This window comes from Dokdonia sp. R78006, assembly GCF_042466145.1.
Lineage (GTDB): Bacteria > Bacteroidota > Bacteroidia > Flavobacteriales > Flavobacteriaceae > Dokdonia.
Genome location: NZ_JAXHBU010000001.1, coordinates 3,228,494 through 3,254,234 on the forward strand (window position 1 = coordinate 3,228,494; position 25,741 = coordinate 3,254,234).

Consider the following 25,741-nt stretch of genomic DNA (forward strand, 5'->3'; position numbering starts at 1 on the left):
TTATGGAAAAACACATCTTAATACCCGCCGAAAACTTCTGTACAAGTCATGAGATTGCACTAACATTTATAGAAGATTTAAACAACTTTGGACTTGTTACTGTAGTGACTAAAGAGAATACGCTCTTTATACCAGAAACAGAAGTTCAAAAACTTGAACGCATTCTTGTTTTTAATCAAGAGCTCGACATTAACCTACCCGGTATTGAAACTATTTTTCATCTATTAGAACGTCTTGAAAAAATGCAACACCATCTGAGCGAGCTAGAAAACCAACTTAAAAGATTTCAATAATGGCTACACAAACTTCATCATTACTAGCATTATGGGAAGAAGCTCATACACGACTAGAGGATAAACTCCATTTAATTACAGAAGAAGATTTACAAAAAAAACTATCTCCATCTCCTAATAGTTTAGGTTTCTTACTAAGACATATTGCAGAGGTGGAATTATTATTTGCCAAAAATGTTTTTGGAGCAAAAGACACAAAAATCATTGCAAAAACGGTTATCGCAAAGCATGATACTGGTGAGTGGGTAAATCTCAACGCGCTTAAAGACATCTTAAACAGATCAAAATCTGTTTTAAAGGCAATTATAGAAAAGCAAGTAGATGCAGACTGGGAGACAGTTATTGAGACTACAGAATTTGGCGCAAAAACAAAAGCACAAGCCCTAGGTCGTATCACATCACATACTGCATATCACGCAGGACAAATCGGGATTATTCTCAAATATGGGGAGGCAAAAAATTAATTATCTTGGATCAACTAGAATACATAAGAAACTGGATTACGGAGCATCCCGCAGGTATTGATGTAATACGCTATGTTTTATGGGTGCTTTTTATTGTTATAATCGTACAACTAGTACGTAAGTTTCTTAAGAAAAGATTACCCAATACAAACACTCGTTACAAATCTCAAAAAGCGATTGAGATTGTGGGTTACGTCTTTATCGCCTTATTATCAGTTTCCTATTTTACTGGAAATATAGAAGACTTTACGCTCGCCATTGGGTTATTTTCTGCGGGAATAGCATTTACTTTACAAGAACTTATCCTCAGTATTGCTGGCTCCTTGTACATTTTTCTAGTAAAAGTGTATGCGCCTGGAGACCGCATAGAAATTAATGGTATTAAAGGAGATGTGATCGATATAGATAGTATTTACACCACCATGATGGAAATAGGAGAATGGGTAAGCTCAGATAATTATAGCGGCCGAATTGTAAAACTGAGTAATGCCTTTGTTTTTAAAGGACCTATTTATAATTACTCCCAAGATTTTCCTTTTATCTGGGATGAATTTAATCTCCCCATTCATCATAGTTCAGATATGGGACTCACAAAAGAGATTATTACAAAGGTTGCACAAGAGGTACTTACAGACTATGTAAATTTTGCGCGCGATCACTGGCAGCAAGTTGTTGCAAAGTACTACATAGAAGATGCCCTTGTTGCTCCTACCCTTGCCATCACGCTCACAGATAATTGGGTGCAATTTAATTTGAGATATATAGTAGACTACAAAAAGCGTAGGATCACAAAAGATCTTCTCCAGTCTCGCATTCAAGAAGCGATTCTTAAAACCAATGACCAAGTGGTTATCGCCTCTACCACTCTTGAGGTTATTAAAATGCCTCCTACCACCATTAACATGACTACAACTACCACAAAGTAGGTGGATTTTTAAGGTACGCTTTCGCGAAAGCGAATTAAAAAAATATTTACTTCTTCTTGTTGTAACACATCTAAGCTGACGGATATCATAGTAATCCATCAATCTCAAAATTACATTTACGACACTTAAAAACATTATTATGAAAACCTATCTAACTCTAATCACAATATTATTACTAGCTAGCTGCAAAGAACCTACAGATAAACTGCAGAAAACACCATTAAATACCGAACCTCAGAAGGAAGCTGGTTTACTCGATCCAGACTCTGCAGATTCTCTGTACCTCACAGATAAGGACATCATGGAAATTCAAGCAAAAAGTCAGCTTTCAAAAAAAGAAGCGTTGATCAAAATACCAGATGATCGCACAATTTTAAAAGCCGTTGTAGAGTCAAAAAATCTATATAAAGAGGCAGACGATTATCTTCTAGATTACACCTATCCTTATCTTAACGAGACTGTAAATCCTAAATACAAGGCGTTTAATGAATATATGGCAGAGAGCTACTTAAATGTAGAGCGCACTGTAAATGAGATTCTTGAGGATAAAGAACTACTATGCGACACTTTGAGTATTAAGCGTTTTAGAGATAAACGTATTATAGATTTTAAACTTCACGCAAATGAGAAAAATCTTGTAAGTATACTGCTCTATAAAGAAAATTATTACTCAGGAATGTTGCACTCTACTTACATGTTTGACTGTCTTAATTACAATGTAGATAAGGAGGAGTTTATCTATTTTGACGACTTTTTTATCGCTGGAGCAGAGAAGAAAGTATTTGATTTAATTAATCAAACCATTTACGAGCAAATTCACTCTGGCGAAATGTTTTATGACTGCTGGGAAATATCTGATACCGACTTTAAAGCCTTTAAAAATAACTTTGTAATTAACGATAACGCTATTGAGTTTTACTTTGATGACTGTATCATTTGCCCTTCATACACCGGCCAGTATAGCGTTGTTATACCGCTCATAGAAATTATGCATCTTATAGAGCGCTATCAACAACCTTTGTTGCTAGCTTCAAGATAATTCATCTAAAAGTCAAGCATAAAAAAGGGGTGAGTTTCTTGAGAAACTCACCCCTTTTTTATTGGAAGTTGTGTATTACATTTTAAAAGTAAACACAGGTAGTGTTGAGTGATTTGCTATATTCTCTGCCACGCTACCTGCAAAGAAATGTGCTAGCCCTTTACGACCATGAGTAGGCATTGCAAGTGCATCTGCACCTACCTTTTCTGCATATTCATAAAGTCCGCTTTCTATGGTGTAACCGTTTACAATCACAAGATCTTCTTGATGTAATTCTGTCCCAAACTCTGCAGCACGCATAAAGGCTGCCATGGTTTCTTCTATCTCCTTTGAGCTTTTAAAGCGATCTGTAGGGAGATTCACATATACAAGATGGATACGAGCCTCCATTTCTTCAAATAGTGGAATTGCGTCTCTATATGCTTTGATATTTTCTAATTTAAAGTCACAAGCAAAAACAACATTCTTAGGTATAAAAGAGCTCATTTTTTCTTTAACTACTAGCACGGGAATTGTGGAGCTACGCACCACTTTCTCAGTATTTGACCCTACAAACTCTTCTCTGAGTCCTTTAACCCCATGCGACCCCATGACTATTAAATCTACTTCCTGCTGAGATGCCAGCTCGTTGATTTCTTGAAAAACTGTATGATTTTGAACTTCTTCGGTCACTGTGATACCTTTCATATAAGGTTTGTCTCTAAACTCTTTAAATTGCTTTTCGGCAAGTTTCATATGGAAGACAGCTTGGTTTACTCCTTCGCTTTCATCCTTAGGAAGAAGACTATCTGATAAGCCTAACATGTGGAGCAATATAATCTCTGCATTGTGCGCTTTCGCGAAAGCGGAAGCAGTCTCAAGTGCATATTCTGAATGTGTCGAAAAGTCTACAGGTACTAATATCTTTTTCATAACAATTGGTTTAGTGTGTATTTAATATTCCTTTGCGTTTACTCAGTTGTTTATCGAGGTCTGAGATGGTTTCCTTCATTGCTGTTTCAAAGTGTACAGCAGTTGTAGTGGCAAATAGTCTAGGCCCAGGAGCACTTATTTCTATCTCACATATTTGATGGGCAGCTGCAGAAGTATTCTCCACCTTAAAGTAAACCTGAGCTCTTATAAGTTCTGGATACTTTTTATTGAGTTTATTGAGATGCTCTATCGTAGCAGCACTTAATGTATCACTCTCTTGAATTTTTACGTATTGAAATGTAATTATCATAATATGTAGTGTTTACAGTAAATCTAGAAAGAAAGAGCAGTGTATACTATGATAATTATCAGCTGCTGTATACTTACTTTTTATCATCATTAATCCTATTAAAAGCTCCTTCTCAATGCTGCGGTAATTGAAATATTACCAAAGGAGATATGGCGATATTCACCTGCTTCATGATATCTGTGTGAAGAGTTTTCGTAGCGTACCTCTGGAAGCATATGCCAGTTCCCTAAGCTTATAATTTTCATCCCTAGCCCTAGATGAGTACCAATTGCGGGATCTGTTTTAATAATAAAATTTCCTTCTGTACGCTCTGTGTCTACGGTCATTAGGGTTAAGCCAGCTCGTACATAAAAAGGATTTTTCTGGGATTCAAGTATAGAGAATGACACCATCCCTCCAAAGAGAAAACCTTTTTGTATAAATTCTATATCAGACTCTTCAAAACCTTCATCCGTGTCAAAGCGATTCCAGATAAGACCTCCGTATACATCTGTGTGCTTACCTATAGATAAAACTCCTGTCAACTCTAGTCCATTACCTATGCGCAACTTTTGATTTGCTACTTCCCGAGTAGGAATATGTAAAGTAGGTCGTAACTCTACACTCCATACTTGAGCGTAACTGGACATGGTAAGACCTAATAAAAGAAGTTGGAAAAGATGTTTCATATGTCGTAATTATTAAGAGGTATAACTACTCAAAGCTATTGGCTACGTATAGGGAATACTATGACAATAGTCATATTACATACCATAGAACAGAACTATATTTATAATATACATCGCCCTACTAGTATGATATTAATTACTAGAAACATCTAACCTATGGAACTTCCGAATGATATTGTATTAAGACCGCGTTTTACGCTTGAGTATACTGTGCTTCCAGAAACGATTCTACGAGCTTATGAAGATGTAGGGGCAGTCTCAAAAGACTTTATAGTACATCGAGCAGATGATCATATATTTATAAGCATACCTAAGAATGAGCAGCATTTCTGGTCTCCTCAACTACATCTTGAAATCTATAAAATTGATTCACAACCTACAGTAATAAAGGGACTTTATGGACCTAGCCCAACGGTATGGACACTATTTATGTTTTTTCATTTTGTAGTTTTTATTCTATTTATGGCAAGTGCAGTATGGTTATACACTAACATTACTTTGACACTATCTTACATATTTCCATTATTAGGGATGATACTGCTTTTTCTTATTTGGATTGGTCTTTATATTGCGGGTAGAATAGGAAAAAAAACAGGTAGAACAGAAATGTACCGACTACAATCCTTTATGTACTCCGTGTTAAAAAAGGTCTTATAAGTCTGCCTTTCTATATATTTATATCTCATTAAAAATTCTTGATATGCACATACACGATTACTCTAAAGATCATTCTATCCTTAACCAGTTTATTTATGAGTTGAGAGACCATGATATTCAGAAAGATGCAATGCGTTTTAGAAAAAATATTGAACGTGTAGGAGAAATTCTAGCTTATGAAATGAGTAAATCATTAGAGTTTGATACTAAAAAGGTACAAACTCCTTTAGGTGAAAAGGAAATGAGTTTACCACAACAAGACATTGTGTTGTGCTCTATATTACGTGCGGGATTACCATTACATCAAGGACTCCTCAATTATTTTGACGGAGCAGAAAATGCATTTATATCTGCCTATAGAAATCACCCTAATGATGATGATGAATTTGAGGTTATTGTAAAATATCTAGCGGCTCCATCACTTGAGGGTAAGACGTTAATCCTTACGGATCCTATGCTTGCAACGGGTAAAACGCTTAAAAATGTGCTTGATGCATTAAAACCTCATGGCACACCAGCACAAATACACATTATCTCAGTAATTGGTTCTCAAGAAGGAGTTGATTATGTGCAAAAGGAATTTCCAGAGAGCACACATTTGTGGATTTCGGCTATTGATCATAAGCTTAGTTCAAAAGGATATATTATTCCAGGTCTAGGTGATGCTGGAGATTTGAGTTATGGTGTGAAGTTGTAAGTAAATCTTAAGATATTCCGTTACACGGTTTGCTATCTTAGCATTATAATAAATCAATCATGAATATAGGTCTTTCTTTTTCTGGAGGCGGAATTAAAGGTGTTGCTCATCTGGGCGTACTCAAAGCATTATCAGAACATAATATTAAACCTACGCATATTTCTGGCACTAGTGCTGGCGCTATTGTAGGAGCGCTATATGCTGCTGGTCACGACTGGGAAGCGATTTATGATTTTTTTAAAACAACGCCTGTTTTCTCCATAAAAAGATTTGCTCGAAGGAAACCTGGCTTCTTAGATTCCTTGTTATTTCACAAAGATCTATCGGCATATTTCTCAGAAGATAGTTTTGAGTCGCTACAACTTCCATTATCCATTACAGCGACTACGGTGATTACTGGCCAACTGCGCACCTTTGACGCTGGTCCTTTAATTAATCCAGTTATCGCATCTGCTTCTTTTCCTGGGATTTTTACTCCCATAGAGATTGACGGTGTTCATTATTTTGACGGCGGTGTCATAGATGACTTTCCTATAGAACCACTTGTACCCAAGTGTGACCTTATTATCGGTAGTTATGTAAATCCGCTGAGTGCTATTGAAATAGGAGATTTAAAATACTCATATCAAGTACTCAATAGAGCTTATGAAATCAACTTACATCAAAAAGGACTCAACAAGTTCAAAGACTGTGATTTATTAATATGCCCAGAGAAGTTAGCCAAATTTGGTACTTTCAGTATGCGAAGTATTCCTGCGATTTTTGAGATTGGTTATGAAGAGGCTTGTAAGCAACTTGAAAATTCTGATCTTTTTAAGTAGGTTTTCAAGACTTTGTATGGTGATAATAACGCTTTCGCGAAAGCGTAACAACCTTTTACATCAATCATAGCATTTACAACAGAGAGCTCATAACTCTAGATAGCTGAACTCGTTCAAATATAATCTGACGCAATACTGGCGATACCAACGAGTAAAATCAATACAAGTACAAAAGTTCTAAATTGCTCTTGAGAAAAATGGTTTAAAATTTTCTTACCTATCCACGTGCCAATTACTGCTACTACGAGCAATAATGGAGCTAGGTAAAGATCATGCGTATGTATGTATCCGTTATAAAAATAAATGACAGTCCTACTAAAGTCTACGCCAAGATCAATCACCGCTGATGTTGCAATAAAAGTTGCCTTATCCATCTTGAAGGCTGCCATGGTAATACCTCGTATGGCTCCACCAGTGCCTAGCAATCCTGCACTCAAACCAGAAAGTATGCCTCCCGTGATTGCATTTTTAGGAGAATCTTTTATGGTTAGTTTTTTAAATATCAAAAAAGTAAGACTCAAGAGAATGAGAAATATGCCCAGTATAAGTCCTAGAAATGTAGGGTCTACATACTTGCTTGCAAATGCTCCTATCGTCACAAAAATTACGGCAGGAATACCTAGATAAAGCAAGAGACGCTTGTCTAAGCCCTTTCTAAAAAAAGCGATCTTAGTAACGTTACTAGACAAGTGAAATAGTGCCGTGATGCCAAGTACCGATTGAAAATCAAAGTAGAAATTTGCTATGGGCACAAAAAATACTGATGACCCAAATCCACCTACGGTTCCTAAAATTTCGGCCAGTAAGGCTAGTAATAAAAATACGGGAAGGTATCTAGTGAGCATACAACCTAAGGTTAAGAGTTACAATCTCTTAATATCAACAAGGGTGTAGTCACAGTGTTAACAATCTGTGATAGATGCGAATATGAAAATATACGTTCTAAAAAAGTTTGATTTTTGGCGGATAGTACTTGAAGTTGGCAAGATCTTTTCAATAAAGATTCTCTTATTACCGCTACGGGATTTTCATCTATGTGCCTAGCGTAGCTTATGGTTGTGCTTGGAAATAACTTCTGGATTTCTGTATGCTCATATTCAAATTCATGATCTTCCATATGAAAGCCAAAGGTGAGTCTCAAAACATCTATACTAGATACATATTTATGAGTTATGTCAATTAATGGTTTCTTACCACACATCTCAAAAGTATCATCATAATCAAGTAAATACTGTATTCTCTTAGGAGTTATAAATCTATACTTTTCTGGAATTACGAGTACAGGACACTCCACTTTTCTTATAATTCTAAGAGCATGTGAGCTGAATATATTTTCAACAATCCCGGTTTTACCATCTGTACCACATACTACTAAATCAATATTATATGCAGTAACAGCCTGGCTTATGGCATCTGTAAATACATCATAATCCACATGACCTTGAAAAGTGAAAGAACTATTGTTATAAGTTTCTTTATAATGACCAACCATTGCATCCACCTTGGTTCTATTATCACCAAGTAATGCGTTGTCTATATTTCCTCTAGGACTAGAGGCCATTAAATCATCTGTGGTGTACTCCCACGTTTTTTGAATACTGAGTAAGTGAAACTCGCACTCTTGCCCTTTAAAAAAGTCAAAAGTATATGCATGAGCATTATCAGATTTTAACGTGAAGTCTGTAAGTAAAAGGATATTTTTCATAATAGTGGTGGTCTTTCTCAAACCTACCTACAACTATGAAAATAAACTATGACTTATATCAGCTCCTATTTTTATGTCTATCTGAAGTATAAATCAAAAATAAGTCAATTAATGAATGCGCACGCCTTCTAAAAGTTGATCATTAAGTTTGTTATCTCCGTCGTCATGAAGTACAGACATATCTCCTGTGCTTTCTAGTACAACGGCTCTTACTTCACTGTAATCAAGCACGTTTGCTTCTCTTAGTTTTGCAATCAAATCTCCCTCACCTACGTTTGATTTTTCTAAGTTTTTATAAAGAATCTTCCCGTCCTTCATTAACAACAGCGGATCGTTAGTAGCAAGATTTTTAAAAAATTTACTTTTCCTCACTAGCAAGGCAAATAATGTTTGAAAAGCAATAATACCTGCTAGTGCGATTCCTCCTTTAAGAAGTGATTGGTCTGGGTTGAGAATAATGGATGCAAGTACAGAACCTACCGCAATGGTTGATGCAAAGTCAAAGCTTGACATCTTTGCAAATGTGCGTAAACCAGAAATTCTCGTGATAATAATCATCACTGTAAATATGGCTATTATTGATATTAATACTTTACCTAAAATGGGCATTGATGCGGTCATCCAGTTTTCCATGTATTTTTATTTTTAAGATTAAAAAAGCCCTCTTGTGAGGGCTTTACTTTGTGTTTTCTGTGGATTTATTTGGCATTTACCATCCACTCTACTCCAAATTGATCGGTACAACGTCCATAATGTGCGTTCCAACTAGTCTCTTGGAATGGTGAATTAATTTTTCCTTGCGCGCTCAACGCTTCAAATGCAGATTGAGCCTCTGCAGTATCGCTATAATCTAGACTCATACACACCTTATTACCTGAAGTAAGTGGTGTATCTGGTGCTGCATCATACGCCATAAAGTGAAATCCTTTTCCTTTAAGTTCTGCATGTTGCAGCTTGTTGCGGTAATGCTCTGGAATATCTGTTTCCTTTCCTTCCCAAGTCTCGCGATTTACAACCTCTCCGCCTAGAATTCCTTTATAAAAATTTAATGCCTCTTGGCAATTTCCGTCAAATGATAAATATGCTTGTGCTTTCATAATAATTGGTTTTATATAAATTTAAAAACATAAAGCCATGTCTCAATACACATTACAAAAACCTAAAGAATATTTTAACGGGAAGGGTGAGAAGTGTTAAGGCTAGCCGCAGTTATTAACGTTAGATTAAAGAAATGTCTGTTTAAAATTATAATCCCTACAACTCATACTTTCATGCTAGCCTTGCAGAGAGTGCCATGGAATTGAGAATACCTACAACATTTGCTTCAAAAGGATGGTTTGTGGTAATCGAAAGGTATTTATTTATCTCGTTAATCTCATCACTTCCTAGACCTACTCTAAAGGAACTATTGTACGATGAGAAAAATGGACGATCAATCGTAGTATTAAACAGCTTTAAAATATTTGTATGGCGGTCATCTGCTTGAATTCTTTCAAACAGCTCATTGATTTCCTTTTCCTCTCCTTCTAGTATTTGAAAAAATCGATTTGATGCACTTATAAGAACACCATTTACACCGTGTCCAATATTATAAATTTGAGATCTTTTTAGAAGTATACTTACTTCTGAATGAGTTAAATTACAATGGTGCTCACTGATATAACAAACGGTTTTGAACCTCTTTGGGGAGCTCCCAATCCATTTAAAAAGTTTGCCAAATATCATATTGCTTCATAAGGTAGCAAAAAAAAAGCCACCCGAAGGTGGCTTTTTTCTTACTTGATAGGGTCTAGAATAAATCTTCTATCTTCTTTATATCATTTACAGATTTTTTTACCTGTAGTAATTGATTTGTGAGTACGCTTGTAATTTCAACTGGAAACGCTTGGTTTTCCATCACTTCGTTGTACTCCTCTATACTCGCTTTATCTCCACGAATGCATTCTTCAAGGATTCCCTCATCTGAGTTTGAGCTAAAAGCATCTTTAATACTCATCCATGTTCTATGGATACTTCCTTTTGTGCTTCCAGATGCTTTAGGAGTTTCATTAAGCTTTAGAATAATGTCGCTTATTTCTGTGGCAAATGTTGCTCTTGTTGCTGCCTTGTTTTTGAGGTAGTCTTTTAAGTAACTATTATCTGCCTTGAGCATTGCTTCTTTGTATCCTTCCTCTGCATCGTAATTCTTTTCTAGAATTCCTTGTAAGTTATTTACGATATCTATGTGAGATTGTTCTCTTGCTGCTTCTGCTGTTGTCTGTTTCATAATTGTTAGTTTTAAAAGTGTCTCTTAAAAGAAACACATGATTAGTTAATATGTGTACGTTATCGGTACATCGTAGCAATATTATAAGTGCTACTCTTCCTCGTTCTTATTAAGATCTTTGGATGATGGTTTATCTCTTCCACCATATCCTAATCCGTTAGGACGTTCGTTGGTATCCTTTATATCTGTCTTCGTTATTTTATCTCTTTCCATCTCTTTTTTTTATAAAATTACGAGAGACTCTTTGTTTTAAAATGACATTTAATCTTATTTAACTCCATGTGTTAGAGCGTTCTTAAAATGAAAAGTGCCGTAACTGATATTATTATGACAACCGAAAATGATACGATTTTCAGACAAAAAATCAACCAAAACAGCTCTTACCTCCTACACACAAGAGGATGTGTCAAGTAAAAAAAAACTGCTTTTTAATGAACATAAAGACATTAAAAAGTCAGTAAAAGTTGAAAATTGAAGCGCGCTATCTTAAGAAATTTTTAATAACTCCGCGTTTTTTGAGGTGTGTGAGGATACTTCGGCTGGTATAATACGTATGTTCTTGAGGAATAAGATACGCCTCAAGATCTTCTATGGTATTTACCGTCTCTTGATTTGTAATATATCCATATCCCATATAAATCCCGTCTACCACAAGCACAAATGATCGCTCGTTACTAGTTCTCCCTATGAGGTCTAGGTAGTAGGTTTCCTCTTTGCTTGCTAGTGTTTCTAGTGCTTTGTACACTCTTGCATTGTATATTTCCTTGGGTTCTTCTCCCCTACAAACGCCCTTACAAGCTTTGCTAGAGCAAGAACCAGCAGTACGTTCTACACCCATAAATCTTGGACATAGCGCGTGCATTATTTGTAATAGTTTGAGTTGCTGGATTACAGAATCCCTATTAAAAGAAACGGTATGACAGGAGTCTGTGTAGCTCTTTTCTGTGGGCACAATTCTCAAAATTCCTTTGGCATCTATTTTAGATTCCACAATCCAAGGGTTGTTGGTCTCTATCTGTTGCGAATTATAGATAGGTGCAAGCTGTTTAATCTCTGCCGACTCTTTTAGTAAAGCAATTAATTCGTTTCCGGTTTCAACATATTCTACAGCTACGGTTTCTTTGCACAGGGTCTTTTCAAAAACTAATCTGCTCTTAAAATGCGAAATCATTCGCTTTTTTAAGTCGACTGCTTTTCCTACGTAAATCACTTCGTCGGTTGCATTCCTAAAGTAGTACACGCCACTTGTTTTAGGTAAATGGTCATATAGACTTGTGGTAGCGATGGTGTTTTGTTCCGCTTTCGCGAAAGCGTAACTCTCATTATCATCCACACTAGCCTTAATTTGAAACAATTGAGACAGTGCTCGAGCATTCATGCCAGCTTTCAAAGAATCATACTCCACCGAATGGACAGCTGCAGTTTCCTCAAAAGATAGTTGTGTTGCGCTGCTACTCTTTCTGGAGGAAGTCCCATTAAAAATAAGGGAAGACTTCCCTAGTGGATACCCAATCTCCCTAAAACTGCTGCGTAGCAATTGCTGTGAGAAATTATCAAAATATGCAATCTCACAGTCTTCCAAGTTGTCGATGAGTAAACTCGCGATATCTATGAATGATGGTGCTTTGCGCAGTGATTTATTAGTAATCCCATAAGTGAATTCCTGATCTGAGGAAAGCACTTGAAGCGGTTTAATAAGACTCTCATGATAGTACAACTCCTCTTCATCATCAAAAACGACCACAGAAAATGCAATAGCGCTCGCTATTTTTAAATTATTACTGTTAGTTTGTATATCTAAGAAGGCTATTCTCAATCTTTTGAAGTGTAGGATAAAATCCAAAATTATGAATAATTTCCTATCTTTGAAAATAAAAAAACTGCTATTATAGATTCATATAACACTAAGCAACGTGAGGCCATCACTTTTGATGGTAAACACTTACTGCTACTTGCAGGAGCAGGTACTGGTAAAACTAAAACTATTGTAGGTAGAGCGGAGTATCTTATTAATGCTGGCGTGCGTCCAGAAAAGATACAGATACTCACATTTACAAAAAGGGCTGCGAGCGAGATTGTAGAGCGTGTAAAAGCAGGATTACCTGCTGGTACAAGCGGTGCTATTAATGGTAGCACTTTCCATAGCTGGTGTAATCAGCTTATTGTGAAGTTCCCTAATCTCTTTGGTGCGGCAAGTTTTACGGTAATTGATCCAGATGATCAATTAAGTTTGATGAAAATGGCATGTGGAAATGCCAGTGAGGAATACGGGAAAGTAAGAATCAAGCCGCAGCAAATTCTCGATATATTTTCCTTTGCGCGTAACACGAGAAGTAACCTCACAGATACCATACGCAAGTTGCTTTATAAGGGAAAAGATGATCCCCAAGTAACCGAAGATATCGCTACGTTGCGACCACAACTAGAGCATCTTATAAAAGAGTACCAGCTACAAAAGAAGAGACAGCAGTACCTAGATTATGACGATTTACTGCTTGTTATAGCAAATAGATTGAATAAAGATGAAAAAGCAAGAGAGATTCTGGCTTCCTCATACGAGCATATTCTGATTGATGAGATGCAGGATACTAATCCGCTGCAATGGTTTTTATTAAAGCCTTTTGAGCATATCTGTCACCTATTTTGTGTGGGAGATGATGCCCAATCTATTTACAGTTTCCGTGGCGCAGATTTTAAGAATGTTCACTTGTTTAAGGAACGTGTGGCAGATGCTACAGTAAAAGTATTGGACAAGAATTATCGTTCTACACAAGAGATTCTTGATATCTCAAACTGGTTACTAGAAAAATCACCAGTACAGTATAATAAAAAACTAATCTCAAGCAGAGGACCAGGAAAAGTGCCTGTGATTTTGAATGTGAATAACCAATTTGAAGAAGCAAATTATATCGCTAATAAAATTCTAGAAGCCTTTTCTAGTGGCGGAAGTTCCTTTTCTGACTTTTTAATATTAAGCAGATCACAATACTACACAAGACCATTGCAAGCAGTGTTTCTTCAAAAGAAGATTCCTTATCAAACCTTTGGCGGACGAAAGTTTCTTGAAGCTGCTCACATAAAAGATTTAGTAGCGGTATTGAGAGTGATTAATAATCCGCTAGATGAGATTGCATGGATTCGCTTTTTTACTTTCATCCACGGTATTGGCGCTGTAAAAGCAACGTCTTATATGACGGAGGTGATGCAAATCGCACCAGAAGATATAAGGCCAGATACCTTCACCTCTATCATCTCTGGAACCGAAGGAGAAAAAGTATCTAAGTTTTACAAAACAGTTTTTGATAATAAAGGCAATGTAAAGCAAGCAATCAAGGAACTGTACAGCGCTATGGAGTTTGATCTTGCGATGAAGTACAGCAAAGACTGGACAGAAAAGCGCAAAGGTGATTTTCCTGTACTAGAAATGCTTTCTGAAAACTATGCGACGCTTGGTGCTTTTATCTCAGAAGGGATTCTTGATAATGCTGCACATGTTTCAGGTCAAAACACCTTAGAAGGCAGTAAATTAACTACCACAGATCATCAGGATCACGTCACCATCTCTACCGTACACTCGGCTAAGGGTCTTGAAGCAGACGTTTGTTTTGTTCTTAATGTATCACCTAAGTCCTACCCTTCCTCCTACAGTCTAGGGAATCTAGATGAAGTAGAAGAAGATAGACGTGTATTATATGTGGCACTTACTAGAGCAAAAAATGAACTCATTATCACTAGAGCTACGGAGTCCATTAATGCCTTTCATCATAAAACAGATACGCAAGAAGAACTAGGAGAAAATAGCGCCTATTTTCTAGAGGAGCTCCCAGACCATCTTGCTACTCAAACTTCTCCAAAATCTACATTTACAGCTCATAAAGATGCTGCCGTAAAGAATGATATTGATTTAGATTTGGGAATGGATTTTAGCTAATCTTCTACTATTCTGTTTCGCAAACTCACGCTGTGCCATCCTTTTCTCAAGAGGATGGCTTATTTATTTGGGTACATTTCAACAATCAGTACCAATAACAAGTAGTGATGGCAGAGCTGTGCTGTTCTTTTAAAAGGTACTTACCCTTGTTTCTGTTACGCTTTCGCGAAAGCTATATTAATTATGTTTTTTTTAACTTCGATTGGTTCGGTTTGTTCCGAACTAACGGTTAATTTTGCCGCGTATTTGAATCTCATCTGTATGTTTAATCGAGCGATGAGAATAAATTAAGGAATAATGACAGACAAAATTTGTAAAGAAAAAATGTCACTTGTTGAAAAACTAGGTGTACATATCGAAAAACGAGAGCAACTAGCTCCAGTAGCAGCTCGCATACTATCATATACGATACTTACAGGAAAAAAAGGAAGCACTTTTGAGGACATGGTCAATATTCTATGCGCTAGTAAGAGTACGATTTCAACACACCTCAATCACCTACAAGACCTTAATAAAATCGAGTATTTCACAAAAACAGGTGATCGTAAGAAGTACTTCATTATCAATAAGGATATGGTAGTACACCATGTAGATAATCTCATGAATGAGTGGAAAGAAGTACGAGAATTACATGAAGAGATTAAGACTTATAAGGAAACTATGAATCTCCAAAATGATGGTGACGATGCAGAAAAATTTGATTTGAATTTTCATAATGATTACATCAAATTTTTAGATGAAGCCACCGCTTCTATAGAAATACTAAGAACAAAGTTAACAGACGCCAAATTTGAAATATAAAGTACCATGAAAAAAAATACATCATTCACCCTGCTTGCACTTGTCGTGCTATTCATTACAATAAGTTGTGGAGGTAATCAAGAAGATACTGCTGCTACAGCACAGCAAGCTCCTCCAGCTCCATTCCCAGTAATGAAGTTACAGCCTAAAACTGTAACCGCTTACCAAGAATACCCTACAAGTCTTGAAGGAATTGTAAATAGTGCTGTAAGAGCAAAAGCATCTGGATATATACAGCAAGTACTTGTAGACGAAGGTCAAAAAGTACGTAAGGGTCAAGTATTATTTAGACTTGAGACACAATCACTTAATCAAGATGCTAGTGCTGCAAAAGCAAGAGTAAACGTTGCTCAGGTTGAAATTGATAAATTGACGCCACTGGTAGAAAAGAATATCATAAGTGCCGTACAATTAGAAACTGCAAAAGCAAATCTAGCACAAGCAAAAGCAAATTATAGCAGTATCTCTGCAAACATAGGTTATGCTACAATTACGAGTCCTGTAGATGGCTTTGTAGGTGCCATTACGTATAGAGAAGGTTCGCTTGTGAGTCCTGCAGATCCTCAACCGCTTACTACTGTGAGTGATATAAGTAAGGTTTATGCTTTCTTTAGTCTCAATGAGAAACAATACTTAGACTTCTTACAACAAGCAGAAGGTAAGGATCTCGCCGAAAAGCTTGCTAACTTTTCTGATGTGAGTTTAATACTTGCAAATGGAACAACCTATTCTGAGAAAGGAACCATACAAACTAGTACCGGTCAAATTGATCAACGCACAGGTACTGTAAGTTTAAGAGCAGTTTTTGACAATCCTAACCAATTACTAACAAACGGTAATAGTGGTAAAATACAAATCCCAACGATATACGAGGATGCCATCGTTATTCCTCAAGAAGCTACCTACGAACAACAAGGAAATATCATGTTCTTTAAAGTTGACAATGAGAATAAAGTAGCTACTTCAATACTCAAAGTAAAAGCGATAGTAGACAACCTATATATTGTGGAATCAGGTATCGAACTCACAGATACTATCATCGTTTCTGGTGTAGGAAAATTAAGAAGCGGTATGACTATCACACCTCAAGAAGTTCCATTTGAGGAAGCTACTAAGCCTATACAAACGCTATTTAAGAACTAGGTTACACTTAAAAAACACAAGACATGTTAAAAACATTCATTGAAAGACCCGTGCTTTCAACGGTAATTTCTATTATCATAGTGGTACTAGGTGCTATAAGCATAACTAGCTTACCTATAGAAGAATACCCAGATATTGCACCACCTACCATAAAAGTACTTGCTTCTTATCCAGGAGCAAATGCAGAAACAGTATTAGAAAGTGTAATTATCCCTATTGAAGAACAAATTAACGGTGTAGAAGGGATGACCTACATCACCTCTACTGCATCAAACAATGGTACTGCCGAGATTACGGTTTATTTTAATCAAGAGATTGACGCAGATATTGCAGCGGTAAACGTACAGAACCGTGTTTCTAGAGCTACACCACTACTGCCTCAAGAAGTAGTGCAAACTGGTGTTACTACACAAAAGCAAGAAACAAGTGCTTTGATGTTCATCTCCATGTATTCTGAGAGTGAAGATTATGATGCAACATTCATCCAGAACTATTTAAAAATAAACGTAATTCCAGCGATGCAGCGTATAAGCGGTGTAGGTGATGTAAGTTTATTTTCTCAACAGGATTATGCAATGCGTATTTGGTTAAAGCCAGAGAAGCTTGCTTCATACGGATTAATTCCATCAGATATACAGGCGGTATTACAAGAACAGAACTTGGAAGCTGCAGCAGGATCTTTAGGAGAAAATAATGGAGAAGCTTTTTCATATACACTAACGTATAGTGGCCGCTTTAAAGAACAACAGCAATATGGTGACATCATCATCAAAGCATTAGGGAACGGACAGTTTTTACGTCTAGATGACGTGGCAACGATTGAGCTAGATGCACAATCTTACGCATCAAATGCAGTGAGTCTAGGACATCCTGCAGTTTTCATGGGAATTTTCCAAACAAAGGGATCTAACGCAAGAGAGATTATTGAGAATATTAAAGTAACCATTGCATCTGTAGAAAAAGACCTGCCAGAAGGACTAGGAGTTTTTGTTCCTTACGATACTAGTTTGTTTTTAAATGCATCTATAGATAAGGTACTTACGACCCTATTAGAAGCCTTTATATTAGTTTTCTTAGTAGTATTTCTATTCTTACAAGACTTTAGATCTACACTTATTCCAGCCATTGCTGTACCTGTTTCTATTATTGGTACGTTTTTCTTTTTAAGTGTTTTTGGATACTCCATCAACTTACTTACCCTATTTGCACTCGTACTCGCCATTGGTATTGTAGTAGATGATGCTATTGTAGTAGTAGAAGCTGTGCATGCTAAAATGGATGAAGGAGAAAAAGACCCTAAGAAGGCGACGCTTACCGCCATGAATGAAATCTCTGGGGCGATTATCTCAATTACGCTGGTAATGGCAGCTGTATTTATCCCTGTTACTTTTGTTACAGGACCTACGGGAGTATTTTATGAGCAATTTGGAGTAACGCTTATTATATCTATACTTATTTCGGCGGTAAATGCTTTGACGCTGAGTCCAGCGTTGTGTGCGTTACTTTTAAAGTCACACAAAGATGATGAGGAACTCAAAGGAAAAGGACCTTTACAGCGATTTTATACCTTATTTAATAGAGGTTTTAATGCTACTGTTACTAGATACGGTCACTCGCTTTCATTCTTATACAGACAAAAATGGATGCCTGTCTTATTATTAGCACTTGCTATCGTAGGTATTGTTTGGGCATCAAATACAACTCCTACAGGTTTTGTGCCTAATGAAGATAGAGGGATTATTTTTGCAAATATTGAACTTCCAGCGGGATCATCACTAGACAGAACAAATGCTGTAACGCTAGACTTATATGATAGAATTGATAGCTTAGAAGGCGTTGTGGGTGTCAACTTTATTAAAGGTAGAAGTTTAATAAATGGTGCAGGAAGTAACTACGGCTTTGGGATTATAAAACTAGCAAATTGGGATGAGCGTGAAGATCCTTCACTATCTGCCACTGCTATCACAGGTAAACTCTTTGGTATAGTTGCAAATATTCCTGAGGCTAAGATTATTTTCTTCTCTCCTCCTAGTATTCGAGGATTTGGTAACTCATCTGGTTTTGAAGTAAACTTATTAGACAAGTTTGGAGGTGAGTTTAAAGACTTAGACATTGCCAATAAAGAATTTGCTGCAGCATTAATGTCACATCCAGAAATTAAATATGCGCAGTCCTCTTTTAGCACAGAATATCCACAATATGAGATGGAAATCAACGTCCCTCTTGCTAAGGAAAAAGGAGTACCTATTAATAGTATCTTCTCCACATTACAAGGATATATAGGAGGTATTTATGCATCAGATTTCTCTAAGTTTGGGAAGCAGTTTAGAGTCTATATTCAGGCGCTACCTGATGATCGAGCTGGCGTTGAAGATTTAAATAGTATGTATGTAAGAACAGACTCTGGAGAGATGACTCCTATCACACAGTTTGTAAATTTAGAACGTGTGTATGGACCACAATCTGTTACTCGTTTTAACCTATTTAATTCTACTTCTATCACTGGTGCTACAAATGAAGGTTTTAGTACTGGAGACGCTATTAGAATAATAGATGAAGAGGTTGCAAAGCTACCTAACAACTATACTGTCGCATATTCTGGTCTTACAAGAGAAGAGGTAAATGCAGGAAATCAGACCGCTTTTATATTTGGATTGAGTATTCTCTTTGTGTACTTCTTATTAAGTGCGCAATATGAAAGCTACTTATTACCATTTGCGGTAATACTTTCTTTACCATTTGGAGTTTTTGGAGCCTACATAAGTACTAAATTATTTGGTCTAGAGAACAACATCTATTTCCAGATTGCTTTGATCATGCTGATAGGCCTGCTCGCCAAGAATGCAATTCTTATTGTAGAATTTGCCCTCGCTAGGCGAAAAAGCGGCGAGGACATCGTAAGTGCTGCCATAAACGGTGCAAAATCTCGACTAAGACCTATTTTAATGACCTCTTTTGCTTTTATTTTAGGATTAATGCCATTGGTATTAGCTAAAGGTGTTGGGTCTGAAGGAAACAACTCTATAGGTACAGGAGCCGTAGGCGGAATGCTTATAGGAACCATCTTAGGAGTATTTGTTATCCCAATCTTATTTATATTTTTTCAGTGGTTACAAGAACGCATTTCTAGTAAACCAGCAGTACAAACTATTGAAACACAAGAATAATGAAATCACCAATCACCTATAAAAATATAAGCAAGCCTATACTCTTGCTAGTAGTCGCTGTCATATTTCAAAGTTGCTTTGTAGCGCAAGACTATGTACAGCCAGATATTACTGCTGAAACAGAGGCACTGTACAGAACAGATAACCTTCCTACAGATAGTATTTCTATTGCAAATGTATCTTGGAGAACCTTATTTACAGATGAGCAGTTGCAGTCTTACATTCAAGAAGGACTTGAAAATAACATGGATGTGCGCATCGCTATACAACAGATGGTTGCTGCACAAGCTTACGCGAAACAAGGAAAGGCTGGTTATTTACCTACCGTTGATGTAGGAGCAAATTTCACGCATCAAGTACTCTCTGAGAACACGCAGTTTGGTCAGTTTTTAACCAACAGAGCTACAGATCAATTTGATATCACAGCAAATCTATCTTGGGAAGCAGACATCTGGGGAAAAATAAGAAGTAACCAAAGAGCTACGCAAGCAGCATATTTAAAAAGTGTAGCAGGACACCAAGCCGTAAAAACACAGCTTGTTGCAAGTATCACAAACACCTATTATAACTTACTTGCTCTAGATGCTCAGATAGCTATCACAGAAGAAACGGTTGCAACTAGAGAACGTAGTGTAGAAACTATAAAAGCATTAAAAGATGCTGGACAGGTTACACAGGTTGCAGTAGATCAAAATATTGCGCAGTATAACAATGCAAAAGCGTTACAAGTAGATCTTGAAACAGCACTATTTAAAACTGAAAATATCCTTAGTATTTTACTGGGTAAACCTGGACAACGCTTTGAGAGAAGCACATTAGATAGTCAAATACTTGATGAAGAATTAAAACTAGGAGTACCCGCATCACTATTAACTAATAGGCCTGATGTCATGGCAGCCGAGTTTGATCTGATTCAATCTTTTGAGCTCACTAATGTTGCAAAAAGCAACTTGTATCCTTCATTGCGATTAACTGCAGCAGGAGGTTTCCAAAGTCTTGAAATTGATGAGCTTTTGAGTGCAAACTCATTATTTGCAACAGTCATAGGCGGATTAACACAACCACTTCTGAATCAGCGAAAGTTGAGAACGCAGCGCGAAGTTGCTATTGCTCAACAAGAACAGAGCTTACTAGCATTTAAAAAAACATTGCTTGTTGCAGGAACTGAAGTATCAAATGCATTATTTGAATATGAAGCAGAAACTAAAAAATTCGAATTTATCAATAAAGAAGTGACTGCATTACGCGCAGCAGAGGCAAATTCTGATGAGCTCTTAAAAAATGGTTATGCAACTTATTTAGATTTACTTACTGCAAGACAAAGTGCTCTTAATGCAGAGCTTAATATTATCGAGAGTAAACTAAAGCAGCTTGTATCTATTGTTGATTTATATGAAGCTCTAGGTGGTGGATGGAGATAATCAGTAACCGTTAGTAAGGTATGTCTAATTTTATCACTCAGTTCTAATGATTGTTTAGAGAGTTATAGTTTAGATTTTCAATTCACACGCTATCTTTCGGTATTTAAGCTAGGAAATGTGATAGATGCGTATCCCACTTGTGACAATTAATACAACCAAAAGAACTAATTCATTTTAACAGCATTAATAGCAACTGCTCAAATTTTCCCGAAAGGGAGCTTTGGGCAGTTTTTATTTTAATAAGGTTAGACCTTAAATCTGAGGATCCTCATCTTCGTCATGCTGCTGCTCCTCTAGTGTTTTTCTTATGTGCTCACTGTCCCAGTGATTATCATATGCAACAATGCCTCGATTAAAATCTTCATTGAGGTAGCGTTCTTGCTTTTCTAATTCTTGACGGGCGACAAAAATATAACTGTCTGTGCCTCTCTTAGGTTCTTTGGCAAGGCGTCTTAAAATAGCTTCATCATATTTTATAAAGTTTTGGACTTGCCTATTAAGAGTATATTTTCTGAAACCGAGTTTATGCAATACATCGCTTGCCATACTGAGCGAGGTATCTAGGGACTCTCTGTAAATATTTTCTATGCCTAAGTTGAGTAAATCATAGGCGTCATTCCTATTTTTTGCACGTATCATGAGTTCTACGTGTGGGTATTTTTCTTTGACAAGCTTTGTCACTTGCGTGGTTACGGTAGGGTTATCTATGGCGCAAATAAGAATTTTTGCCTGAGCAATTCCTGCAGATTCTAGTAAGTCTATGCGCGTGGCATCTCCATAATACACCTCAAAACCCATCTTACGAAGAAAATCTACACGATTTGAGTCTTGATCTAATATAGTCGCCTCTACTCCATGGGATCTTAAAAAGCGCCCTATCGTACTTCCAAAATGTCCAAAACCAACAAGTATCACATTTTGCGACTTTGCGATGTGATCCATAGGTCGTTTTATAGATTCTTTAGTTCCTATTCTTGGCAATATAAATCGCTCATTGATCATCCCAGTGATGGGTGTAAGTGACATGGTAAGTGCCGTAATCACCAGCATCATATCCATTTGATCTTGCTCTAATAATTGCAAGCTGAACGCGAAAGAAAGCAAGACAAAGGCAAACTCCCCTATCTGTGACAAACTAAAAGTGAGCAGCAGTTTCTGATCTAATTTTAGCTTAAAAACATAACCAGTAATAAATAATACAATCGCCTTTACGATTACAATAGCAATTAATATCCCACCAATAGTTAGCGGATTTTTAGCAATCACAATAAAATTGATGGAGGCTCCCACTGCCATAAAAAACAAACCTAGCAGTAGATTTTTAAAAGGTTCTAAGGTACTTTCCAGCTCATGTTTGAATTCGCTATTTGATAATACCACTCCGCCTAAAAATGCACCCAGCGCCGGACTGAGACCTACGTATTCCATTAAAAAGGATATAGAGAATACAATCAATAGTGCAGCTGCGATGAGAAGCTCGCGCACTCCAGTTTTTGCCACTTTACGCAGCATAGGTACAATTAAATACTTACCAGCAACAATAATAATTATAACAGATAGTATAATTGCTAGGGTTTGAAAAGCGATAGGCAAACCATCCAGTAAATTCTCAGATGCTCCATGGCCTTCACCACTTGCAACAGTGGTAGCGGTAGAAAGCAGTGGCAAAGCACCTAGCATGAAAATCACTATAATATCTTGAAAAAGCAAAATAGAAAAAGAAGAGGCTCCGTAGGTCGTATCCATCATTCCTTTCTCCTTGATAGTTTGTAAGGCTATCGCGGTAGATGATAGTGCTACTGCCATCGCAATTACAAGAGATACCTTCCAGTCGTAACCTATGAAAGTAAATAAGAAATACGTTAAGAGCATGGTCCCTCCTACTTGCAGTCCTCCCATGCCTAAAATGGTCTTTCGCATGTTCCAGAAATTCTTAGGTTCAATTTCTAAGCCTATCAGGAATAGCATTACAACTACGCCAAACTCTGCAAAGTGTAATATATCTTCTCCTTCTTGACCTATAAAACCTAAGACATAAGGGCCTATGAGCACACCCGCTAGTAAATAACCTATTACAGAACTCAGCCCAAGTCGCTTTGCGATGGACACACAAATTATTGCTCCCGCAAGAAAGACTATCGCTTCAAAAAGAATACTTCCTGTCATAATTTACTGAGTTTTTAATTGTGCCAAATCATTTAAAAATACGCAGTTATCTACACCTAGTACAACAGCTTCCTTCTGCAGTAACTCTAATAATGATTTATAAGTACTCGAGTGAGTGTCTAACTGATCGTCACTCAATTGGTGCGTACCCATGACTGCAAATGGCGGATAATACTGCATCCCGCATAAGATTGCTGTCTGTTCAAAGGGTCTTAAAAATTCATTGATGGTAAAGCTATTGCTTCCTTGAGCACAATACACCTCTTTTGAGCCACCTGTGGTAATCACATTTAAGCAAGTTTTTCCCTTAAGGGCATTACCATTTGGTCCATATGCCCACCCAAATTCTAGCACCATATCAATCCACTGCTTCATTAAAGGTGGACAGCTATACCAGTATAACGGATGGTGCCATATGATGATATCATGTGCAGCAAGCAACTCCTTTTCGGCATCTACGTCAATATGAAAATCTGGGTATTGCTCATAAAGATCATGAAAAGTAACACCCTCCATATCTTGAATGTGTGATACTAGTGACGTATTTGCCCTAGATTTTTCAAATTTAGGATGCGAGAATAATACAAGTATTTTCTTCATGGGTGGGTATCGTTAATTTTGGCGAAAGCCAACTAGAAAGAGTTATAAGTTTACAACACGTTTTTAGCAAAGATCTCTTCTAGCATACTCGCTGGATCTTCACATAAACCCGGATGCGTTTTTGAGCTTTGTATGATAGTGCTTCTACAAGCAGTAAGCCATCTAAATCTGTCTGATAGTTCCATTGCGCCTATGCGACCTCCGGCAGGTGCTCCTTTGCACACCTCTTTCCAGGCTTCTAGATATGCTTGATACCTTGCAATCTCTACATCTGTACAGAAGGCTTTCCACTTATCTGGGCATATATGAAACTTTATGCCTAGATATTTTTTCTTTTTTGAAAAGACAATGACACCTACATTAAAGAACTCTTCTCGCTCTACTTTAGGCACAATTCTAATGGTGGCGTACTCAAAGGTATATTTATCTTGCATCTTCTCCTTCTTTTACTAAGATATCAATTTTTGATAATCTAGAATTTACAAACTCAAGATAGGCCGCTCTCATATCACTAGGAATCATCGTGTCAAACTCAGATATTAACCAGTCTTCTGGAATATGTGCTATAATATCTTCTAGCTTTTCTTGCGTTAATAACTCTTTGATTGCAGTTGCTGCTTCTGGTAAGCGTGTTGCTTTCTCTAGCAATACATGATCTTTTACAAGCGGGAAGGTACGCTCTAGATGATTTTTCCAATTTTTCCAGTCATGGTGAAAATAAAAACTCGCACCGTTATCTATCACCCATATCTCATTATGCCACTGCAGGAGATTTGTGTTTTTTGCCGTTCTATCAATATTGCTGATGATGCAGTCTAGTAATACAATTTTTGACGCAGTTAGAGCATCTACCGTACTCACCAGCGGATCATAAGTAATCGCCTCTGATAAGAAATGAAGCCCAAAGTTTAACCCTACGCTAAACTTCAATAAATCCTGAATCTCCTCATCTGGTTCTGTTTTACTAAAAGAGTCATCTAGATTCATAAACACAAGCTCTGGAACATGAAGACCTATCGCTCTTGCTATTTCTCCTCCTAGAAGTTCTGAGACAAGAGCCTTCTTTCCTTGCCCAGCTCCTCTAAACTTGAGCACATATAAATAATCATCATCTGCTTTGACTAAAGCTGGAAGTGATCCTCCTTCTCGTAAAGGTTGCAAGTATTGCACAACATTTACGGTTCTTAATTGTAGCATATCCATATACAGTATTCTCTTTTCTGAGGTGTTTACCCTTAGTGCAAATTTAAGTGATTACTTATTGGTCTTATCTACTAATATTATGGATCATTTTCAACTTATAAATGATGTGTATCAACTTTTATACAAGTACAATTTATTCAACAATTCATCGTATTTTAACAGTTTTGTTTAATTATGCTTTCGCGAAAGCGTAACTACATAAACAGCAGTTAAATTATTTTTGTTAAATCTATTGTTTTCTACTTGTGATTTTCTACAAAATGTCTTTTTTCAACGCTTAAGTGTTAATTTATTCTTATTAGTTGTAATTAGTCTTGCTAATAAAAAAACAATTCAATAATTTTCCTACACATTAAACTTGTATAAATCAACATTCTACAACCAATTTTGTACAAGTAAAAGTTCTTAATTACACAAATATCTAACGCTAGTCTTAAACAAAACTGGAGGGAGGTATTACTTTGATTAAACGGACTCTTATACGATTAATCAAATTGCAATTTTATTGTTTTTAATGATGTGTACTCGACATTCATTAGTTAGATGTTTTA

At 36.7% G+C, this 25,741-nt stretch carries 27 protein-coding genes; 12 read left to right on the top strand and 15 right to left on the bottom strand.

Going from position 1 to position 25,741, the window contains the following annotated elements; genetic code table 11:
* The first annotated feature begins 2 nt into the window (after positions 1 to 2).
* The 4 genes from SJY37_RS14325 (at position 3) to SJY37_RS14340 (ending at position 2,722) form a co-directional block, all read left to right on the top strand.
* Complete coding sequence (locus SJY37_RS14325; protein ID WP_339849425.1) at positions 3 to 293, top strand: chaperone modulator CbpM; 291 nt, start codon at positions 3 to 5, stop codon at positions 291 to 293.
* Positions 293 to 757, top strand: coding sequence for a DinB family protein (locus tag SJY37_RS14330; RefSeq protein ID WP_298327501.1), 465 nt, complete (start codon positions 293 to 295; stop codon positions 755 to 757). Before SJY37_RS14325 ends, SJY37_RS14330 begins: the two co-directional genes overlap by 1 nt.
* 5 nt (positions 758 to 762) lie before the next feature.
* Complete coding sequence (locus SJY37_RS14335) at positions 763 to 1,683, top strand: mechanosensitive ion channel family protein (protein ID WP_298327500.1); 921 nt, start codon at positions 763 to 765, stop codon at positions 1,681 to 1,683.
* Between the two features lie 139 nt (positions 1,684 to 1,822).
* On the top strand, positions 1,823 to 2,722 hold the full coding sequence (locus SJY37_RS14340) for an RsiV family protein (RefSeq protein WP_298327498.1): 900 nt from the start codon (positions 1,823 to 1,825) through the stop codon (positions 2,720 to 2,722).
* A 75-nt stretch (positions 2,723 to 2,797) separates the two neighbouring features.
* On the opposite strand, the gene SJY37_RS14345 is transcribed toward SJY37_RS14340, so the two are convergent.
* From SJY37_RS14345 to SJY37_RS14355, 3 genes are all read right to left on the bottom strand, one after another.
* The gene (locus SJY37_RS14345) at positions 2,798 to 3,634 is read right to left on the bottom strand and encodes a universal stress protein (protein ID WP_298327496.1); all 837 of its coding nucleotides are present in this window, start codon (positions 3,632 to 3,634) and stop codon (positions 2,798 to 2,800) included.
* A 10-nt stretch (positions 3,635 to 3,644) separates the two neighbouring features.
* On the bottom strand, positions 3,645 to 3,944 hold the full coding sequence (locus SJY37_RS14350; protein WP_298327494.1) for an HPF/RaiA family ribosome-associated protein: 300 nt from the start codon (positions 3,942 to 3,944) through the stop codon (positions 3,645 to 3,647).
* 98 nt (positions 3,945 to 4,042) lie between these two features.
* Positions 4,043 to 4,612: a hypothetical protein gene (locus SJY37_RS14355; RefSeq protein WP_298327492.1), complete on the bottom strand. Its 570-nt coding sequence runs from the start codon at positions 4,610 to 4,612 to the stop codon at positions 4,043 to 4,045.
* 156 nt (positions 4,613 to 4,768) lie between these two features.
* On the opposite strand from SJY37_RS14355, the gene SJY37_RS14360 reads away from it, so the two are divergent.
* Genes SJY37_RS14360 through SJY37_RS14370 form a run of 3 tightly spaced genes read left to right on the top strand, consistent with a single transcriptional unit; the run spans position 4,769 to position 6,787 of the window.
* Positions 4,769 to 5,269: a GTP-binding protein gene (locus tag SJY37_RS14360; RefSeq protein ID WP_298327490.1), complete on the top strand. Its 501-nt coding sequence runs from the start codon at positions 4,769 to 4,771 to the stop codon at positions 5,267 to 5,269.
* 43 nt (positions 5,270 to 5,312) lie between these two features.
* Positions 5,313 to 5,966: a uracil phosphoribosyltransferase gene (gene upp / locus SJY37_RS14365; protein WP_013751823.1), complete on the top strand. Its 654-nt coding sequence runs from the start codon at positions 5,313 to 5,315 to the stop codon at positions 5,964 to 5,966.
* Positions 5,967 to 6,025: 59 nt separating this feature from the next.
* Positions 6,026 to 6,787, top strand: coding sequence for a patatin-like phospholipase family protein (locus SJY37_RS14370; RefSeq protein WP_298327487.1), 762 nt, complete (start codon positions 6,026 to 6,028; stop codon positions 6,785 to 6,787).
* A gap of 113 nt (positions 6,788 to 6,900) precedes the next feature.
* Here the strand turns inward: SJY37_RS14370 and SJY37_RS14375 are convergent, their stop codons facing one another.
* From SJY37_RS14375 to SJY37_RS14410, 8 genes are all read right to left on the bottom strand, one after another.
* On the bottom strand, positions 6,901 to 7,632 hold the full coding sequence (locus SJY37_RS14375; RefSeq protein WP_298327486.1) for a sulfite exporter TauE/SafE family protein: 732 nt from the start codon (positions 7,630 to 7,632) through the stop codon (positions 6,901 to 6,903).
* A gap of 11 nt (positions 7,633 to 7,643) precedes the next feature.
* The gene (locus tag SJY37_RS14380; protein WP_298327483.1) at positions 7,644 to 8,492 is read right to left on the bottom strand and encodes a universal stress protein; all 849 of its coding nucleotides are present in this window, start codon (positions 8,490 to 8,492) and stop codon (positions 7,644 to 7,646) included.
* A 108-nt stretch (positions 8,493 to 8,600) separates the two neighbouring features.
* A complete protein-coding gene (locus SJY37_RS14385; protein WP_298327481.1) occupies positions 8,601 to 9,125 on the bottom strand; it encodes a DUF421 domain-containing protein in 525 nt (174 codons plus the stop codon).
* A 65-nt stretch (positions 9,126 to 9,190) separates the two neighbouring features.
* The gene (locus tag SJY37_RS14390) at positions 9,191 to 9,589 is read right to left on the bottom strand and encodes a VOC family protein (RefSeq protein WP_013751818.1); all 399 of its coding nucleotides are present in this window, start codon (positions 9,587 to 9,589) and stop codon (positions 9,191 to 9,193) included.
* Positions 9,590 to 9,761: 172 nt separating this feature from the next.
* A complete protein-coding gene (locus SJY37_RS14395; protein ID WP_298327475.1) occupies positions 9,762 to 10,217 on the bottom strand; it encodes a BLUF domain-containing protein in 456 nt (151 codons plus the stop codon).
* 64 nt (positions 10,218 to 10,281) lie between these two features.
* The gene (locus SJY37_RS14400) at positions 10,282 to 10,758 is read right to left on the bottom strand and encodes a PA2169 family four-helix-bundle protein (RefSeq protein WP_298327472.1); all 477 of its coding nucleotides are present in this window, start codon (positions 10,756 to 10,758) and stop codon (positions 10,282 to 10,284) included.
* Between the two features lie 90 nt (positions 10,759 to 10,848).
* Positions 10,849 to 10,971 carry a hypothetical protein gene (locus tag SJY37_RS14405; protein WP_298327470.1) on the bottom strand — a complete coding sequence of 41 codons (123 nt, stop codon included), beginning with the start codon at positions 10,969 to 10,971 and terminating at the stop codon, positions 10,849 to 10,851.
* A gap of 268 nt (positions 10,972 to 11,239) precedes the next feature.
* Complete coding sequence (locus SJY37_RS14410) at positions 11,240 to 12,601, bottom strand: GIY-YIG nuclease family protein (RefSeq protein WP_379953266.1); 1,362 nt, start codon at positions 12,599 to 12,601, stop codon at positions 11,240 to 11,242.
* A 45-nt stretch (positions 12,602 to 12,646) separates the two neighbouring features.
* On the opposite strand from SJY37_RS14410, the gene SJY37_RS14415 reads away from it, so the two are divergent.
* From SJY37_RS14415 to SJY37_RS14435, 5 genes are all read left to right on the top strand, one after another.
* Entirely contained in the window at positions 12,647 to 14,689 is a 2,043-nt protein-coding gene (locus SJY37_RS14415) for an ATP-dependent helicase (RefSeq protein WP_379953368.1), read from the top strand.
* Positions 14,690 to 14,986: 297 nt separating this feature from the next.
* Positions 14,987 to 15,490 carry a GbsR/MarR family transcriptional regulator gene (locus tag SJY37_RS14420; protein ID WP_298327462.1) on the top strand — a complete coding sequence of 168 codons (504 nt, stop codon included), beginning with the start codon at positions 14,987 to 14,989 and terminating at the stop codon, positions 15,488 to 15,490.
* A 6-nt stretch (positions 15,491 to 15,496) separates the two neighbouring features.
* The gene (locus SJY37_RS14425; protein WP_298327458.1) at positions 15,497 to 16,633 is read left to right on the top strand and encodes an efflux RND transporter periplasmic adaptor subunit; all 1,137 of its coding nucleotides are present in this window, start codon (positions 15,497 to 15,499) and stop codon (positions 16,631 to 16,633) included.
* A 23-nt stretch (positions 16,634 to 16,656) separates the two neighbouring features.
* Positions 16,657 to 19,800 (top strand): efflux RND transporter permease subunit, encoded by a 3,144-nt coding sequence (locus tag SJY37_RS14430; protein ID WP_379953267.1) that lies wholly within the window; start codon positions 16,657 to 16,659, stop codon positions 19,798 to 19,800.
* A complete protein-coding gene (locus tag SJY37_RS14435; RefSeq protein WP_298327452.1) occupies positions 19,800 to 21,221 on the top strand; it encodes an efflux transporter outer membrane subunit in 1,422 nt (473 codons plus the stop codon). Before SJY37_RS14430 ends, SJY37_RS14435 begins: the two co-directional genes overlap by 1 nt.
* A gap of 252 nt (positions 21,222 to 21,473) precedes the next feature.
* Here the strand turns inward: SJY37_RS14435 and SJY37_RS14440 are convergent, their stop codons facing one another.
* From SJY37_RS14440 to SJY37_RS14455, 4 genes are read right to left on the bottom strand one after another with little or no spacing between them, the layout of a single operon-like run.
* A complete protein-coding gene (locus tag SJY37_RS14440) occupies positions 21,474 to 23,387 on the bottom strand; it encodes a monovalent cation:proton antiporter-2 (CPA2) family protein (protein ID WP_298327449.1) in 1,914 nt (637 codons plus the stop codon).
* Positions 23,388 to 23,390: 3 nt separating this feature from the next.
* Entirely contained in the window at positions 23,391 to 23,987 is a 597-nt protein-coding gene (locus tag SJY37_RS14445; protein WP_298327446.1) for an NAD(P)H-dependent oxidoreductase, read from the bottom strand.
* A 50-nt stretch (positions 23,988 to 24,037) separates the two neighbouring features.
* Positions 24,038 to 24,421: a DUF3037 domain-containing protein gene (locus SJY37_RS14450; RefSeq protein WP_379953268.1), complete on the bottom strand. Its 384-nt coding sequence runs from the start codon at positions 24,419 to 24,421 to the stop codon at positions 24,038 to 24,040.
* Positions 24,411 to 25,190, bottom strand: a complete 780-nt coding sequence (locus tag SJY37_RS14455) for a HipA family kinase (RefSeq protein WP_339849367.1) — start codon at positions 25,188 to 25,190, stop codon at positions 24,411 to 24,413. The genes SJY37_RS14450 and SJY37_RS14455 overlap by 11 nt, the downstream gene beginning before the upstream one ends.
* Between the last annotated feature and the right edge of the window lie 551 nt (positions 25,191 to 25,741).

Excerpts from the sequence above, each read along its gene's own strand:
- SJY37_RS14325 (WP_339849425.1), top strand. The coding sequence starts at position 3 with ATGGAAAAACACATCTTAATACCCGCCGAAAACTTCTGTACAAGTCAT.
- SJY37_RS14330 (WP_298327501.1), top strand. The coding sequence starts at position 293 with ATGGCTACACAAACTTCATCATTACTAGCATTATGGGAAGAAGCTCAT.
- SJY37_RS14340 (WP_298327498.1), top strand. The coding sequence starts at position 1,823 with ATGAAAACCTATCTAACTCTAATCACAATATTATTACTAGCTAGCTGC.
- SJY37_RS14345 (WP_298327496.1), bottom strand. The coding sequence starts at position 3,634 with ATGAAAAAGATATTAGTACCTGTAGACTTTTCGACACATTCAGAATAT.
- SJY37_RS14350 (WP_298327494.1), bottom strand. The coding sequence starts at position 3,944 with ATGATAATTACATTTCAATACGTAAAAATTCAAGAGAGTGATACATTA.
- SJY37_RS14355 (WP_298327492.1), bottom strand. The coding sequence starts at position 4,612 with ATGAAACATCTTTTCCAACTTCTTTTATTAGGTCTTACCATGTCCAGT.
- SJY37_RS14360 (WP_298327490.1), top strand. The coding sequence starts at position 4,769 with ATGGAACTTCCGAATGATATTGTATTAAGACCGCGTTTTACGCTTGAG.
- upp (WP_013751823.1), top strand. The coding sequence starts at position 5,313 with ATGCACATACACGATTACTCTAAAGATCATTCTATCCTTAACCAGTTT.
- SJY37_RS14370 (WP_298327487.1), top strand. The coding sequence starts at position 6,026 with ATGAATATAGGTCTTTCTTTTTCTGGAGGCGGAATTAAAGGTGTTGCT.
- SJY37_RS14375 (WP_298327486.1), bottom strand. The coding sequence starts at position 7,632 with ATGCTCACTAGATACCTTCCCGTATTTTTATTACTAGCCTTACTGGCC.
- SJY37_RS14380 (WP_298327483.1), bottom strand. The coding sequence starts at position 8,492 with ATGAAAAATATCCTTTTACTTACAGACTTCACGTTAAAATCTGATAAT.
- SJY37_RS14385 (WP_298327481.1), bottom strand. The coding sequence starts at position 9,125 with ATGGAAAACTGGATGACCGCATCAATGCCCATTTTAGGTAAAGTATTA.
- SJY37_RS14390 (WP_013751818.1), bottom strand. The coding sequence starts at position 9,589 with ATGAAAGCACAAGCATATTTATCATTTGACGGAAATTGCCAAGAGGCA.
- SJY37_RS14395 (WP_298327475.1), bottom strand. The coding sequence starts at position 10,217 with ATGATATTTGGCAAACTTTTTAAATGGATTGGGAGCTCCCCAAAGAGG.
- SJY37_RS14400 (WP_298327472.1), bottom strand. The coding sequence starts at position 10,758 with ATGAAACAGACAACAGCAGAAGCAGCAAGAGAACAATCTCACATAGAT.
- SJY37_RS14405 (WP_298327470.1), bottom strand. The coding sequence starts at position 10,971 with ATGGAAAGAGATAAAATAACGAAGACAGATATAAAGGATACCAACGAA.
- SJY37_RS14420 (WP_298327462.1), top strand. The coding sequence starts at position 14,987 with ATGACAGACAAAATTTGTAAAGAAAAAATGTCACTTGTTGAAAAACTA.
- SJY37_RS14425 (WP_298327458.1), top strand. The coding sequence starts at position 15,497 with ATGAAAAAAAATACATCATTCACCCTGCTTGCACTTGTCGTGCTATTC.
- SJY37_RS14430 (WP_379953267.1), top strand. The coding sequence starts at position 16,657 with ATGTTAAAAACATTCATTGAAAGACCCGTGCTTTCAACGGTAATTTCT.
- SJY37_RS14435 (WP_298327452.1), top strand. The coding sequence starts at position 19,800 with ATGAAATCACCAATCACCTATAAAAATATAAGCAAGCCTATACTCTTG.
- SJY37_RS14440 (WP_298327449.1), bottom strand. The coding sequence starts at position 23,387 with ATGACAGGAAGTATTCTTTTTGAAGCGATAGTCTTTCTTGCGGGAGCA.
- SJY37_RS14445 (WP_298327446.1), bottom strand. The coding sequence starts at position 23,987 with ATGAAGAAAATACTTGTATTATTCTCGCATCCTAAATTTGAAAAATCT.
- SJY37_RS14450 (WP_379953268.1), bottom strand. The coding sequence starts at position 24,421 with ATGCAAGATAAATATACCTTTGAGTACGCCACCATTAGAATTGTGCCT.
- SJY37_RS14455 (WP_339849367.1), bottom strand. The coding sequence starts at position 25,190 with ATGGATATGCTACAATTAAGAACCGTAAATGTTGTGCAATACTTGCAA.